11 protein-coding genes and 1 tRNA gene are annotated in these 14,435 nt (G+C 57.2%); all 12 read left to right on the top strand.

Annotated features, from left to right (window positions below):
* Positions 1-269 precede the first annotated feature (269 nt).
* The 12 genes from G5287_RS03035 to selA all read left to right on the top strand — a co-directional run bounded on the left by G5287_RS03035 (position 270) and on the right by selA (position 14,434).
* Complete coding sequence (locus G5287_RS03035) at positions 270-1,529, top strand: hypothetical protein (RefSeq protein WP_421230795.1); 1,260 nt, start codon at positions 270-272, stop codon at positions 1,527-1,529.
* Positions 1,530-2,300: 771 nt separating this feature from the next.
* Entirely contained in the window at positions 2,301-4,169 is a 1,869-nt protein-coding gene (kup, locus tag G5287_RS03030; protein WP_421230794.1) for a low affinity potassium transporter Kup, read from the top strand.
* 597 nt (positions 4,170-4,766) lie between these two features.
* Entirely contained in the window at positions 4,767-5,432 is a 666-nt protein-coding gene (locus G5287_RS03025; protein ID WP_421230793.1) for a 4Fe-4S dicluster domain-containing protein, read from the top strand.
* On the top strand, positions 5,432-7,303 hold the full coding sequence (gene hyfB, locus G5287_RS03020) for a hydrogenase 4 subunit B (protein ID WP_421230792.1): 1,872 nt from the start codon (positions 5,432-5,434) through the stop codon (positions 7,301-7,303). The genes G5287_RS03025 and hyfB overlap by 1 nt, the downstream gene beginning before the upstream one ends.
* A 1-nt stretch (position 7,304) precedes the next feature.
* On the top strand, positions 7,305-8,258 hold the full coding sequence (locus G5287_RS03015) for a respiratory chain complex I subunit 1 family protein (RefSeq protein ID WP_342012185.1): 954 nt from the start codon (positions 7,305-7,307) through the stop codon (positions 8,256-8,258).
* 80 nt (positions 8,259-8,338) lie between these two features.
* The gene (locus tag G5287_RS03010; protein ID WP_017784116.1) at positions 8,339-10,057 is read left to right on the top strand and encodes an NADH-quinone oxidoreductase subunit C; all 1,719 of its coding nucleotides are present in this window, start codon (positions 8,339-8,341) and stop codon (positions 10,055-10,057) included.
* A 9-nt stretch (positions 10,058-10,066) separates the two neighbouring features.
* Positions 10,067-10,624: a formate hydrogenlyase complex iron-sulfur subunit gene (locus G5287_RS03005; RefSeq protein ID WP_005351513.1), complete on the top strand. Its 558-nt coding sequence runs from the start codon at positions 10,067-10,069 to the stop codon at positions 10,622-10,624.
* Positions 10,624-11,439, top strand: a complete 816-nt coding sequence (locus tag G5287_RS03000) for an NADH-quinone oxidoreductase subunit B family protein (protein WP_005301886.1) — start codon at positions 10,624-10,626, stop codon at positions 11,437-11,439. The genes G5287_RS03005 and G5287_RS03000 overlap by 1 nt, the downstream gene beginning before the upstream one ends.
* Positions 11,432-11,845: a formate hydrogenlyase maturation HycH family protein gene (locus tag G5287_RS02995; RefSeq protein WP_187268520.1), complete on the top strand. Its 414-nt coding sequence runs from the start codon at positions 11,432-11,434 to the stop codon at positions 11,843-11,845. The genes G5287_RS03000 and G5287_RS02995 overlap by 8 nt, the downstream gene beginning before the upstream one ends.
* A complete protein-coding gene (gene hycI, locus G5287_RS02990; RefSeq protein ID WP_139435284.1) occupies positions 11,845-12,336 on the top strand; it encodes a hydrogenase maturation peptidase HycI in 492 nt (163 codons plus the stop codon). Before G5287_RS02995 ends, hycI begins: the two co-directional genes overlap by 1 nt.
* 212 nt (positions 12,337-12,548) lie before the next feature.
* Positions 12,549-12,640, top strand: a tRNA-Sec gene (locus tag G5287_RS02985).
* Positions 12,641-12,955: 315 nt separating this feature from the next.
* A complete protein-coding gene (gene selA, locus G5287_RS02980; protein WP_421230791.1) occupies positions 12,956-14,434 on the top strand; it encodes an L-seryl-tRNA(Sec) selenium transferase in 1,479 nt (492 codons plus the stop codon).
* Position 14,435 lies beyond the last annotated feature (1 nt).

Raw genomic sequence — 14,435 nt, 5'->3', positions numbered from 1 at the left:
AAACCAATTGCCGATCTGTTTGTTTATATATGGCGAATTTTCAGACTCTGCCCTTTTAGTTTTTTATCTGTTCGGTTACCATGTGTCACTTGGAAACCATGTCCGTTGGGGCGTGCCCATGAAAATGACCAGTTGAGCAGCGCTCATTAATAGGTGTAGACCAGGACTAAAATCAAGATTGCAGCTGTGCGGACTGTTATTTTTATAAATATCATAGAAATGTCATAATTGATTATTTTTATAACATCTTTTTACATGGAGCGTAAATTATGCACAATCAACAATTTATTGATACATACTCAGATGACATCATTTATTTAAGGGATGCAAGAGAGACCCTCTTATCGCATCCTTTAAGAATTGAAATACCTAGCTTATGTAATGCTGCACTATGTAGGTTATATATAGTTGCTGTAATAGGAAGCATTGAATTTATGCTTGAAGCATGGCAAGAAAAAGATCAGCATGGAATCATTGAATGTTACCTAGCCGAAACAGCCGCGAATAAAAGAATGTCTAATGAAGATAAGGTTAATTTACTAAAAGCCACCTTTAAGAATTGTGGATTTGATGTAGAAGACCATATCTTCGATCAATTTCTAGCTATAAAATACATAAGAAATGCGATTGTACATGCATCTTGGAAGCATCCAAATGGGGATTTAAAGCAGGATCAAATTACATGGATAAATAAATGTGGCTTCCCCACAGACACTAGACAACTAACATTAGAACATTGGAATATCGTAGATAGCGTTTATAACCACATGACTACCTATTTAGGTATGAGTGCAATACCATACAAACCCAGCGGGAAAATAACTGTCGCAGAAAGAAATAACAAAGAAAAATCCGCGATAATAAAGTCAGACACTTGGCCAAATCTATTCAGATTGAATTTAGAAAGAATATCTTCAGAAATAGACGATGAAATTAGGTTGATAGTATCTAACAGCAAGCACATCTCATTAAATAGTGAAAAACTAGTTTACACAGAAATAAAAAAAGAGTTAATTGATATTGTATCACCAACACTTGAGAGCTTATCTGAGGATGCAAAGACTACTCTGACTTTATTCCGTCAAACAAATAAAATATTCAAAAATATCGACAAAGAGTTAATAGTTAATACATTGCGCGTTTATCGTGCAATGTTTGCAGATGGAATAAGACCACATGAAAATTTCTTTCCTTTTGATTTAGAGGAAATAAAAGATGAATACTCTATTGTTTTGGTGGAGAAATGCTTCCCCAAATCACAACAACTAAATACCTCAGAAATAATAGCTGCACTTAAATTTGGCAAGAGAGCTAAGAGTTCAATAGCAAATATCGCTCCCCTGAGTTTATTTGGCTTTCAGATGAATCTCATCGGTAAAGGTTGCGATATCACAAATGATTTCTTTGATCTTTATGCAGATCTATTTGAAATAGCTCAATCATGGTATTGCCTCCTAGAAGGAGGCCCCTCCCCAAAGGAACTAGTTGATTACCATAGAAAATTAAAGAGCGAGTTGTTCTTAAGTTAAATATTTTAGTTTATTTTTAATACACGATATGACCTGTGCAGTACAATGAGAATTTCTCATTGTACTCTATTGCTTTCTAATTTTAATGCACGACATTAACCTTGACAACCAATATAACCATGCATAGAAGATTCATTGTTAAAAATTCATGTCTCATTATTTTTCACATGGTGATAACTATGAACAGATTACAGAGAATGCATTCATATGGATAATTATCACTATCAAAGAAAATCGAGTCTGTATCGTAGGAATACAATAAGCGCAGCGCATTGCACCTCTTGCTTCTTTCAATATTTGGTGCAATTCACTTCGTTCATTGCACCCTGCATTTTCCCCGCCCAAATAAAGACTCCATTGCTACCCAGCGCCCTCACCTTTGCTATCCTGCCAACAATTAATTAGTCACTATTTTATCGTCTGTTTTTCACTCAATCCGGTAAATAATTGTGGCAAAACCACTTCCCCAGATAAAACAAACGGTTGCCCGCAGAGCGCATGAATATTTCAATCAATGGCCAATTAATAACCTTACTCAAAAGGACGTTTTGATTATTTATACCTGAGCATGAACCCGCAGAGTGTGTGTCATTATAAGCTTAACGACAGATGAACAGACTGTGTCCCATGAAACGCATCTTTATATCCGATTAGCTCCCTTCCCATCGCAATCCTTTGATTTCCCCCCGATGTTGTATCCACACATACCTGATGTGTTCGGGGCGATCTGCTGTGGCAAACGTGTAAACATCAAACTGACAAGATGAACTCATGAACTGTGATAAACAACAAGCCATGTCCGGCGTCATGCTGGCGGCGATTGGCGTAGTCTATGGCGATATCGGCACCAGCCCGCTCTATACCTTGCGCGAGTGCCTGTCAGGTCAATTCGGGTTCGGCGTCGAGCCCGCCTCCATTCTCGGCTTTCTCTCGCTGATCTTCTGGCTGCTGATCCTGGTGGTGTCGGTCAAGTACCTCTCCTTTGTGATGCGGGCCGACAACGCCGGTGAGGGTGGCATTCTCACCCTGATGTCGCTGGCGACCCGCAACGCCTCCACCCGCTGGACACCGCTGCTGATCATCCTCGGTCTGATTGGTGGCAGCTTCTTCTATGGCGAGGTGGTGATCACCCCGGCGATGTCGGTGATGTCGGCCATCGAGGGTCTGAGCATTCTCACCCCCGCCCTCGACCCCTATATCGTCACCCTTTCGGTGCTGGTGCTGACCCTGCTGTTTGCCATCCAGAAACATGGCACCGCCATGGTGGGCAAGCTGTTTGCCCCCATCATGCTGATCTGGTTTATGACGCTGGCGGTGCTGGGGCTGCGCGGCATCATCCACAACCCCGAGGTGCTGGGTGCGCTCAACCCCATCTGGGCGGTGCGCTTCTTTGTCCAGTACCAGACCACCTCCTTCTTTGCCCTCGGCGCCGTGGTGCTGGCCATCACCGGGGTGGAGGCGCTCTACGCGGATATGGGCCACTTTGGCAAAAATCCCATTCGCCTCGCCTGGTTTATCGTGGTGTTGCCCTCTCTGGTGCTCAACTACTTCGGTCAGGGGGCGCTGCTGCTGAGCAACCCCGCCGCCATTGCCAACCCCTTCTTCCTGCTTGCGCCGAAATGGGCGCTGCTGCCATTGCTGCTGCTGGCAACTATGGCGACAGTGATCGCCTCACAGGCGGTGATCTCCGGGGTCTTTTCGCTGACCCGGCAGGCGGTACGGCTCGGTTATCTCTCCCCCATTCGCATCGTCCACACCTCCGAGCAGGAGTCCGGCCAGATCTATATTCCGGTCATCAACTGGATGCTCTATATCTCGGTGGTGATCGTCATCATGAGCTTCGAGCACTCCAGCAATCTGGCGGCGGCCTACGGCATCGCGGTGACCGGCACCATGGTGCTCACCTCCATCCTCTCCTGCTCGGTGGCCAAGAACAGCTGGCACTGGAACAAGTATCTGGTGGCCATCCTGTTTGCCGCGCTGCTCTGTATCGACGTGCCTCTCTTTGCCGCCAACCTCGCCAAGATATTCTCCGGCGGCTGGCTGCCGCTCACCCTGGGCGCGGTGATGTTCACCGTGATGACCAGCTGGAAGAGCGAGCGTTTCCAGCTTATTCGCCGCCTCAACGAGCACGGCAACTCCCTTGAGCCGATGATCGCCTCGCTGGAAAAATCCCCGCCGACCCGGGTGGCCGGTACTGCTGTCTATATGTCGCGGGTGGTCAATGTTATCCCCCATGCGCTGCTGCACAACCTCAAGCACAACAAGGTGCTGCACGAGCGGATCATCCTGCTCACCCTGCGGGTGGAGGATGTGCCCTACGTCCACAATGTGCGCCGGGTCTGCATCGAGCAGCTCTCCCCCACCTTCTGGCGGGTGGTGGCAAGCTACGGCTGGCGCGAGACTCCGAACGTGGAGGAGATCTTCCACCGCTGCAACGCCGAGGGGCTGAGCTGCCGGATGATGGAGACCTCGTTCTTTATGGCCCACGAGTCGCTCATCATGAAAGACCGCCCCTGGTATCTCTATCTGCGCGGCAAGCTCTTTATGCTGCTGCAGCGCAACGCCCTGCGCGCGCCGGATCAGTTCGAGATCCCGCCCAACCGGGTCATCGAGCTGGGTTCGCAGGTGGATATCTGATGGCGGGTTGATGGCCTCTTAAAGGCATAGAAAACGTCAGCAAATAGAGAGGGAGGCATTGGCCTCCCTCTCTTGTTTCCGTTAACTCAGTTACCGGCCCCCTCATCCCCAACCCTTCTCCCGCGAGGGGAGAAGGGGGCAAACCACATCGCCCCCCACAGACATCCCACCGTAGGGTGCAACAAGCGCAGCGCCGTGCACCGCGAACATATGGCTGACCTCCCCCCTCATCCCCAGCCCTTCTCCCGCAAGGGGAGAAGGGAGCAAACCACATCGCCCCCTCAGACATCCCACCGTAGGGTGCAACAAGCGCAGCGCCGTGCACCGCGAACATATTTGAAAGCGGTGCAATTCACTGCGTTCTTTGCACCCTACTTATGCTGCGTTTTCCAAGGTGACGAACCCTCCGGGCGGCTTCGTCACAAGTGACGAACGTCACAGTTCGACAGCCACATTCGCACCTTCACTCAACCACACCAAGATTTTTATTTATTTAAAAACAGCCACTTAAAACCAATTTCGCAGCAAAAACCATTCTGGCCCGTATCTTGCCAACCTGCCCCTACTTTCTCCGTTCGCGACACGACAAGGTAGGCTATGAACCGCTTCGTTATCGCTGACCCCAAGCTTTGTATCGGCTGTGGCACCTGTATGGCGGCCTGCAGCGAGGTACACAAGGCACAAGGTTTGCAGCAAGCCCCCCGTTTAACCGTTATGCGACACGAGCAGGCGACCATGCCGGTTCAGTGCCGTCACTGTTACGATGCCCCCTGCATCAAGGTGTGCCCGGTCGAGGCAATTCGCCAGACCGGCGATTGCGTGCAACTCAACGAGTCGCTCTGCATCGGCTGCAACCTCTGCGCCGTGGCCTGCCCCTTTGGCGCCATCCAGAGCGGCGGCAGCCGTCCGGTGGCCGTGGCCACCAGTTATGACACCTATATCCCCTGCTCCATCCGCTCCAGCAACCCCTCCACCTCTGCCGGCCTGCGCTGCTTTGGCGAGGATCTGCTGAGCTGGGAGCCGGGGGTGCGCAGCATCGCGGTCAAGTGCGACCTGTGCGAGTTTCGCACCGATGGCCCGGCCTGTGTCGGTGCCTGTCCCTCCCAGGCACTGAAGCTGGTCAATGACGGCGACACCGAACGCGCCGCCCGTATCCGTCGCCAGCAAGCGGCCGACACCAACCCGCAAGGGGCCTCCGCCTTCCCGGCGCCTGCCACAGCGCTCCCTGCATCCGATTTATCCATCACAGAGGGAGTTCGCTGATGTTGTCCCCCCTTGTCATGGCCACGCTCCTGCTCTTTTTGCTGGGCGCTGCTGCCGGTTTGCTCCTGCAAAAACTGCCCGCACTGGCCAACCGTCTCAATAGCGGTTTTGCCCTGCTGGGGTCACTCGCGGGTCTGGTCGCCGCCATCCAGATCTTTGCCCAAGGCGCCCCCGTCGACGGCCAGCTCTGGCTGCTGGGCTCGGTGCACCTCGACATGCTGGCCGCACTGATGCTGCTGGTGATTAGCACCGTCGGCGTCGCCGTCGCCCTCTACTCCTTTGCCTATATCCGCGAATATCAGGGCAAGGGGGATGTGGCCATCGGTGCGCTGATGAACCTCTTCCTCTTTGCCATGGTGGGCATGGTGCTGGCCGACAACGCGCTCGGTTTCTTGCTCTGCTACGAGCTGGTGACCCTTACCACCTACTGGCTGATCAAGACCAATCCGGATGCTGCCAAACAGAGCCGTCTCTACTTGGTGATGAACCATATCGGCATGGCGCTGGTGCTGATCGCCTTCTGGCTGCTCTGCCGCGAATCTGGCTCGCTGGAGTTCGCTGCGCTACGCGAGCACCATCTGGCGGGCGGATTGGCCTCTCTGGTGTTCCTGCTCAGCTTCTGCGGTTTTGGCCTGCGCGCCGGTTTCGTACCGCTGCACGGCTGGCTGCCGGTGGCCGAGCCCGTTGCGCCCTCCCATATCTCGGCGCTGATGTCCGGCGTGATGGTGAAGCTGGGTCTCTTTGGCATATTGCGGGTCAGCATCGATTTTCTCGGCGCCAGCCAGCTCTGGTGGGGCTATGTGGTACTGATCTTCGGTGCCTGCTCGGCAGTGCTCGGGGTGCTGTTTGCGCTGGCCGAGCACAATCTCAAGCGGCTACTCGCCTACCACACGGTGGAGAACATCGGCATCATCCTGATGGGGATGGGCATCGGCATGATCGGCATCGCCAACCAGCAACCGGCGCTGGTGGTGCTGGGGCTGCTCGGTGCGCTTTATCACCTGCTCAACCACGCCATCTTCAAGAGCCTGCTCTTTATGGGTACCGGCTCTGTGATGTTCCGCCTGCACACCCGCGACATGGACAAGATGGGGGGCCTCGCCAAGCTGATGCCCTGGACCGCGCTGGCGTTCCTCATCGGTGCCATGGCCATCTCGGCGCTGCCGCCGCTGAACGGCTTTGTCAGCGAGTGGTTTATCTACCAATCCCTGCTCTCCATGACCAAACTCGGCACCTCTGTCGTCGCACCGCTCGCGGTAGTGATGCTGGCGGTAACCGGCGCCATGGCGGTGATGTGTTTCGTCAAGGTGTATGGCATCTGCTTCTGCGGTGCACCGCGCAGCGAACACGCGAGCCACGCCCGCGAAGTGCCGGGCGCCATGGTGGCTGGCACCCTGCTGCTGGCCGCCGTCTGTCTGGTGCTGGGTCTGGGCGCCCCCTGGATTGCCCCCCATATCGCCAGCTATGGCCAAGCCTTGGTAAGCGGCCAAATGAACGTGGCCACCGGCGCCACCCTGCTGCCACTCGATAGCAGTCAGGCGATCCTCTCCCCGCCCGTTATCGCCATCACCTTGCTGGGGCTGTTCCTCATCCCGTTGCTGGTACTGGCCATCTTCAAGGGGCCCAAGCTGGGTCGTCGTCACGCTGGCACCCCGTGGGCCTGTGGTTATGCCTATGAGGAGCGCATGAGCCTTACCTCCGGCGGTGTCACCCACACCTTGCGCCAACTCTGCGCGCAGCTCTATCGCAAGCAGCCGCAGCTCGATCTGGCCAGCGCCCTGCACGGGGTGAGCGATACCAGCGGGACAACCGGCTGGTTGCTGCACGGTGTTGTGCTGGCGCTCTTTATCCTGATGGCTGTAGGAGTCTGATATGCCTGTTCTTGAAATGCCGAGCTGGGGCATGGTTGCCCTCGCCCTGACCCAGGCCATCGCCATGCTGGCGCTGGCACCGCTCGCCACCGGTTTCAACCGGGTGCTGCGGGCCAAGATGCACTCCCGTCAGGGGCCGGGCCTGCTGCAGGATTACCGGGATATCGCCAAGCTCCTGCGCCGTCAGGAGGTAACCCCCGAGCCTGCCGGCATCATCTTCAACCTGATGCCTGCGCTGCTCATCGCCGCCCTCTTGCTGGTAGGGATGGCGCTGCCGACCCTGACTCACGAGTCCCCCTTCCCCATCGCCGGGGATCTCATCACCGATATCTATCTGTTCGCCATCTTCCGCTTCTTCTTCTCCCTCTCGGGGCTCGACAGCGGCAGCATGTTTGCAGGTATTGGTGCCCGCCGCGAACTGACCCTCGGCATTCTGGTGGAGCCCATTCTGGTGCTCGCCTGCTTCATCATGGCGATGATGGTGGGCAGCTCGGATCTGGGCAACATCAGCAGCTATGTGGCGACCCAGCCACTGGCCGCTCCCATCGCCACCCTGCTGGCCGGTGCCGCCTGCGCCTTCGCGGTGTTTGTCGAGATGGGCAAGCTGCCCTTTGACTGCGCCGAAGCCGAGCAGGAGCTGCAGGAGGGGCCGCTTACCGAGTACTCCGGTGCGGGCCTGGCCCTGCTCAAGCTCTCCATCGGCCTCAAGCAGCTGGTAGTGGTGCAGCTCTTTCTGGTGATTTTCCTGCCCTTCGGCAAGGCGACCAACTGGAGTCTGCCGGCACTCATCGGCGCGGCGCTGATCCTCGCCTGCAAGCTGCTGGTGGCCTTTTTGCTGGCCGGCATCATCGAAAACGCCATGGCCCGAACCCAGTTCGTGCGCACCCACAAGCTCACCCGCTACGGGTTGGGGCTGGCCCTGCTGGCGCTGCTCGCCTATCTGGTCGGGATCTGAGCCATGCCCGCCAGCACAGCAACTTTTTCCGATTTCATCATTTGTGAATGCTCATTCCCGAACATTAAAGTGAGAACTGCATGACCATCGCCATTTCGGATCGCATCGGCTGCGACTACATCCAGCAGGTGCGAGCACAACTGCCCCACGCCATCGTCGACGAGGAGTGGCAAACCGCCGATCAGGCCACCATTACCGTCAAGCCCACCAGTCTGGTCGAAACGGCCAGCCTGATCTTCCACCAGCTGGGGGGCTGGCTTCCGCTCTCCTTTGCCAATGACGAGCGCAGCCTCAACGGCCACTTCGCCGTCTACCACGTCTTCTCCATGGAGGGCGACACCAAGTGCTGGATCACCGTCAAGGTGCTGGTGGATGCCGATACCCAGGAGTACCCCTCCATCACTCCGACCATTCCGGCGGCGGTGTGGGGCGAGCGGGAGATCCGCGACATGTACGGCCTGCGTGCCATCGGTCTGCCGGATGAACGCCGTCTGGTGCTGCCGGACGACTGGCCGGAGGACATCCATCCCCTGCGCAAGGATGCCATGGATTACCGCCAGCGCCCGATGCCCACCACCGACACCGAGACCTACCCCTTCGTCAATGAGCTCGGCAGTGATGCCAACCGCATCGTGCCGGTCGGCCCGCTGCACATCACCTCGGATGAACCGGGGCACTTTCGTCTGTTCGTCGACGGGGAAGACATCATCGATGCCGACTACCGCCTCTTCTATGTCCATCGCGGCATGGAGAAGCTGGCGGAAACCCGGATGGGCTACAACGAAGTGGCCTTCCTGACCGACCGGGTCTGCGGCATCTGCGGCTTTACCCACAGCGTCGCCTACACCACCTCGGTGGAGAACGCCATGGGCATTCCGGTGCCGGAGCGGGCCAAGATGATCCGCGCCGTGCTGCTGGAGGTGGAGCGCCTGCACAGCCATATCCTCAACATCGGCCTGTCGAGCCACTTCACCGGTTTCGACACCGGCTTCATGCAGTTCTTCCGGGTACGGGAAAAATCCATGACCCTGGCCGAGCTGCTGACCGGCGCGCGCAAGACCTACGGCCTCAACCTGATTGGCGGGGTGCGCCGCGACATCTTCAAGGAAGATCGCATCAAGGGTGCCCAGCTGGTACGGGAGCTCCGTGATGAGCTCAAACCCCTGGTGGCCATGCTGCTGGATACCGCCAACATCTCCTCCCGCCTCATCGGTATCGGCAAGCTAGACCCGCAAATTGCCCGCGATTTCAGCTGCGTCGGCCCCATGGTGCGGGCGAGCGGCTTCAAGCGTGACGTGCGCCGGGTCCACGACTTTGCCGGCTACCGCGAGTTGCCGATGGAGATCCAGACCAAGGCGGGTTGCGATGTGCAATCCCGGGTGCTGGTACGCATCCACGAGCTCTACGACTCCCTCGACATGATTGAGTTTGGTCTTGAGCACCTGCCGGAAGGGCCACTGCTCACCGAAGGCTTCACCTACCAGCCGGGCAAGTTTGCGCTGGGCTTTACCGAGGCGCCCCGCGGCGAGAACGTCCACTGGAGCATGACGGGAGATAACCAGAAGCTGTTCCGCTGGCGCTGCCGCGCCGCTACCTACGCCAACTGGCCCGCCCTGCGCTACATGCTGCGCGGCAATACCGTGGCGGATGCGCCGCTCATCATCGGCAGTCTGGATCCCTGCTACTCCTGTACCGACCGGGTCACCCTGGTCGACCCCAAGAAGGGCAAATCCACCGTGGTCTCCTACAAGGAGATCGAGCGCTACGGCATCGATCGCAAAAACTCTCCGCTGAAATAAGGGGTCATCATGATCAAGCTGTTCAAGACCATCCTCAAGGCTGGCACCCCGACCGCCAAGTACCCCTTCGCACCTATTGATGTGAACCGGGATTTTCGCGGCAAACCGAAATATCAGGCGGATCAGTGCATCGCCTGCGCCGCCTGCACCAAGGCCTGCCCGGCCAACGCGCTGGTGATGGAAGTGGACATGGAGACCGGCGAACGGCGCTGGGAGATCTCCATGGCGCGCTGCATCTTCTGCGGCCGCTGCGAGGAGGTCTGCCCGACCCGCGCCATCGCGCTCTCCCCCGAGTTCGAGCTGGCGGTGACCAACAAGGCGGATCTCTATGAGGAGGCCCGCTTCGCGCTGGCCCCCTGCACCCTGTGCGGCACCTACTTTGCCCCGAGCAAGCTGGTGGCGCTGGTGGAGGACACTCTCAAGCAAGCTGGCACGCCGCTGGCCACCCCGGAGCGACTGCACCACTGCCCCGACTGCAAACGAAAACAGAGCATGCTGAGCCAGCCTGACTCGGCCCTGATCACACCGATAGCCACACCGATGGCCGCACAAAAGGAGTGGATGTGATGAGCAAGATCAAAGGCATAGAACCGGTTGTCGGCCATGCCCATACCCGCGCCGTGCCGCTGGCACAGGATCCCGAGATCACCAAACTCAAGAAGACCCTGCTCAAGGACATTCGCCGCTCGGCCTATGTCTACCGGGTCGATTGCGGCGGCTGCAACGCCTGCGAGATCGAGATCTTCGCCACCATCACCCCGCTGTTCGATGCCGAGCGTTTCGGCATCAAGGTGGTCGCCTCCCCGCGCCATGCCGACATCCTGCTCTTTACCGGCGCGGTGACCCGGGCGATGCGGGTACCGGCCCTGCGCGCCTACGAGGCGGCGCCCGATCCCAAGATCTGCATCGCCTACGGCGCCTGCGGCTGTGACGGTGGCATCTTCCACGACCTCTACTGCGTCTGGGGCGGCACCGACAAGATAGTGCCGGTGGATGTCTATATCCCCGGCTGCCCTCCGACACCGGCGGCAACCATCTACGGCTTTGCCGTGGCGCTCGGTCTGCTGGAACAAAAACTCAAAGCCACCAGCCACGAGGTGCAACCGGGTGAGCGGGTCGAGCTGCGCCACACCGGCATCCCCAACGAAATCCGGGTGATGATCGAGCGCGAAGCGCGCCGCATGGCCGGTTACCGGCAGGGGCGGATCATCGCCGACGAGTTTATGGCCCTGCTCGAAGGGGCGACCCAGCAGGATGTGGATCTGCGCATCCAGAGCTACCTCGATCAGCACGACGATCCGCGCCTGGCGGAGATCGTCAACAACCTCGCAAACGCCTGCCTCAACCGGGCGGCCGGCAAGGGAGAGGCGGTGCATGGCTGACGAGGTTTTTTTCTACCGCCTCTCGCGCAAGTTCGTCGACGAGCAGTTCGACGTCCCCGAGGAAGCAAAGGAGGTGATGTACTACAGCCTCGCCATCGGCCACCACCTCGGCATTGTCGATTGCCTGCGAGCAGACCTGGTCTGCTCGCTGACCGGTTATCGCGACTGGGTAGCCAAGCTGCCAGAGGGGAGCGAAGCGCGCCGCAAGATGGAGGGATTTCTCACCTTTGGCGAGATCACCATCTATCGCGAGCACTGCCATATGCTGGCCTGCGCCTTCGACCGACTGCGCAAAGCCGACAATCTGCTCGATGAGCAGGAGCTGGGCTGGACCAACACCTTTATGGATCAGCTCACCGCCCTCTATAACGACCCCCATATGTACCTGATGGTAAGGAGCCGCTGATGGGCTGCAATCTCGTGTTGACCGTGGGCAATGCCATGATGGGGGACGACGGTGCCGGCCCCTATCTTGCCGACAAACTGCAAGCCGCCCCTCTGCCCGGCTGGATCCATATCGACGGCGGCATCGCGCCGGAAAATGTGGTCTACAAGGTGCGGGAGCTGCAACCGGAGCGAGTGGTGCTGGTGGATGCCGCCGAGATCGGCGAGAAGGCGGGAACCCTGCAGGTGATCCCCCCCGAGACCATCGCCGAGATGTTTATCTTCTCGACCCACAATATGCCGCTCAATTTTTTGATCGACGAGCTCAAGACCTTTGTCCCCGAGGTGATCTTTGTCGGGGTACAACCGGCCATCGTGGCGTTCTCCTTCCCGATGACCGAGATGGTGAGCGAGGCGATGGATTATCTTTATCAGCATCTTGATGCCGCCAGTGACACCAGTCTGTTAATAGATAAACTGGATCAGTGGAATATTGCCAACGCCAGCCGGTGATTATTTATCGAGTTGTTAACGACCGTTATTGACCGACGGTTACGGCAATGTGATCAAGGCCCGATGTTAAATTAAAAACATCGGGCTAATTGTGCTGAACTTGATATAAAACAAGGTTCTTTGATTTTTTCAAAAAATCGCTAACTCTCGCTTTTTTATGACAAAAAAGCGTTGCTAGTCACAGAAATTTGCCACAAAATGGCGACCGTTACGGAAGTTGATGGGGTCTGGTGGCCTCCTCGGTCTTCAAAACCGATGTGAGCCGAGAAGGCTTTGGCAGGTTCGATTCCTGCCTCTTCCGCCAAATTTATCTATTGAACAAATACTCTCCCGCTGAATTTTTCGGCCTGGATGTTATTTCCATTGTTTGTTCAATATGTTTTAAGTAATACCTTAAAAAAGGTGCTTGCCGCTTGCCAATATAATCCGAACTCAGGTTATCTCGCTGGCCAAAAATTAATTTATCAGCATCGATGCAGCATTAATTTATACCCGCATCATTGATGCACCCAGTTTGCAGTTATCCGCAAATCGCCAGCAGTGCCATAACCCGTCAGCTCGGTCTCTCTATCGGCAAACCGGTGCGCATCCCGAACCCACGCACTGCACTGGTAATCCCATGCCGAACTCGTCTCACGCGTCAGCTATCCCCCACCGCCAGCCCGCATCAGGTACGGCTGCCGACGATTCACTGCCAGATTCACAGCAACAGCCCAGCCAGCAACAAACGCGCCGTTTGCCGCAAGTGGAACAGCTGCTGCAGCAACCCTTTCTCGCCGGTTTTATCGAAGCGCTGAGCCGCCCGCTGGTGACCCAGGCGGTGCGCGACACCCTCAGCGAGCTGCGCCAAAGCGAAGATTTTCGCCAGCATGGGGTCGCCCCCGAGCAGATCGAGGCGCTGATTGCCAAACGCTGCCAACAGCAGTTGCGCCAGTGTCAAACCCGGGTGATCAACGCCACCGGCACCCTGGTGCATACCAATCTGGGGCGTTCGCCATTAAGTCACGAGCTGTGGGACGAGGTGCGTGACCTCAACACCGGGTACAACAATCTGGAGCTGGATCTCGCCACCGGCAAGCGCGGCGGGCGCAAGGGGCTGATCGCCCCCCTGCTCCGTTGCCTCACCCAGGCCGAGGATTCGCTGGTGGTCAACAACAACGCCGCTTCGCTCTTTTTGCTGCTGCAGGAGGTGGCCAAAGGGCGCGAGGTAATCGTCTCGCGCGGCGAGCAGATCCAGATTGGCGGTGGCTTTCGCATCCCCGACATTCTGGCCCTCTCCGGCGCCAAACTGGTGGAGGTGGGCACCACCAATATCACTACCGCCAAAGATTACCTCGATGCCATCACCGATCAGACCGCGCTGGTACTGATGGTGCACAGATCCAATTTCGCCATTCGCGGCTTTACTGAATCCCCCGATATCGGCGAGGTGGCCCGCGCCCTGCCCGAGCATGTGGTGCTGGCGGTGGATCAGGGGTCGGGCTTGACCACCGAAGAGTTTGCACCGGATGAAACCTCGGTGCGCCAGTACATCAAGGCGGGGGCGGATCTGGTCTGCTATTCCGGCGACAAGCTGCTTGGTGGCCCGCAATCGGGCATCATCAGCGGCCGCAGCGACCTTATCAAGCGGCTGGAAAAACACCCCATGATGCGCACCTTCCGCCCGAGCCGCATCGTCTACTCCCTGCTCGAACGTCTGCTCATCCACAAGCTCAACAAATCTCCCGTCGGCGAGGGTATCGCCCAGCAAGTCTTAAGCAACCCGGCTGCCATGGAGGCGAGAGCCTCCCAGCTGATGGCCGCCCTGCCTGGCTCCTTTGTGCCGGTTCCCGCCCAACTGGTGGTGGGCGGCGGCACATTGCCGGACGAGTTCTATCCGGCGCCCGCGCTCGAGTGCACCGACCCGCGTCCGGCCCAGCAGCTGCTTGATGCTCTGCGCGAACTCCCCGTCCCTGTCATCGCCACCGTGCGCCAGCAGAAGGTACTGCTCAATATGGCGACCCTGCTGCCGACCGAGATGGAACTGCTGATCGCCCAACTCAGGGAGTTGCTTCTCCCCGCCCCGTTCAATGCAACAAATGCGACCGAGGAGCCCTGAT

Source organism: Aeromonas sp. 603079 (assembly GCF_049172135.1).
Classification (GTDB): domain Bacteria; phylum Pseudomonadota; class Gammaproteobacteria; order Enterobacterales; family Aeromonadaceae; genus Aeromonas; species Aeromonas veronii.
Note: the sequence above shows the minus strand (reverse complement) of the source record. Positions and strands in the feature narration are given on the sequence as shown.

Excerpts from the sequence above, each read along its gene's own strand:
- kup (WP_421230794.1), top strand. The coding sequence starts at position 2,301 with ATGAACTGTGATAAACAACAAGCCATGTCCGGCGTCATGCTGGCGGCG.
- G5287_RS03005 (WP_005351513.1), top strand. The coding sequence starts at position 10,067 with ATGATCAAGCTGTTCAAGACCATCCTCAAGGCTGGCACCCCGACCGCC.
- G5287_RS03000 (WP_005301886.1), top strand. The coding sequence starts at position 10,624 with ATGAGCAAGATCAAAGGCATAGAACCGGTTGTCGGCCATGCCCATACC.
- G5287_RS03025 (WP_421230793.1), top strand. The coding sequence starts at position 4,767 with ATGAACCGCTTCGTTATCGCTGACCCCAAGCTTTGTATCGGCTGTGGC.
- G5287_RS02995 (WP_187268520.1), top strand. The coding sequence starts at position 11,432 with ATGGCTGACGAGGTTTTTTTCTACCGCCTCTCGCGCAAGTTCGTCGAC.
- G5287_RS03035 (WP_421230795.1), top strand. The coding sequence starts at position 270 with ATGCACAATCAACAATTTATTGATACATACTCAGATGACATCATTTAT.
- hycI (WP_139435284.1), top strand. The coding sequence starts at position 11,845 with ATGGGCTGCAATCTCGTGTTGACCGTGGGCAATGCCATGATGGGGGAC.
- hyfB (WP_421230792.1), top strand. The coding sequence starts at position 5,432 with ATGTTGTCCCCCCTTGTCATGGCCACGCTCCTGCTCTTTTTGCTGGGC.
- G5287_RS03010 (WP_017784116.1), top strand. The coding sequence starts at position 8,339 with ATGACCATCGCCATTTCGGATCGCATCGGCTGCGACTACATCCAGCAG.
- G5287_RS03015 (WP_342012185.1), top strand. The coding sequence starts at position 7,305 with ATGCCTGTTCTTGAAATGCCGAGCTGGGGCATGGTTGCCCTCGCCCTG.
- selA (WP_421230791.1), top strand. The coding sequence starts at position 12,956 with ATGCCGAACTCGTCTCACGCGTCAGCTATCCCCCACCGCCAGCCCGCA.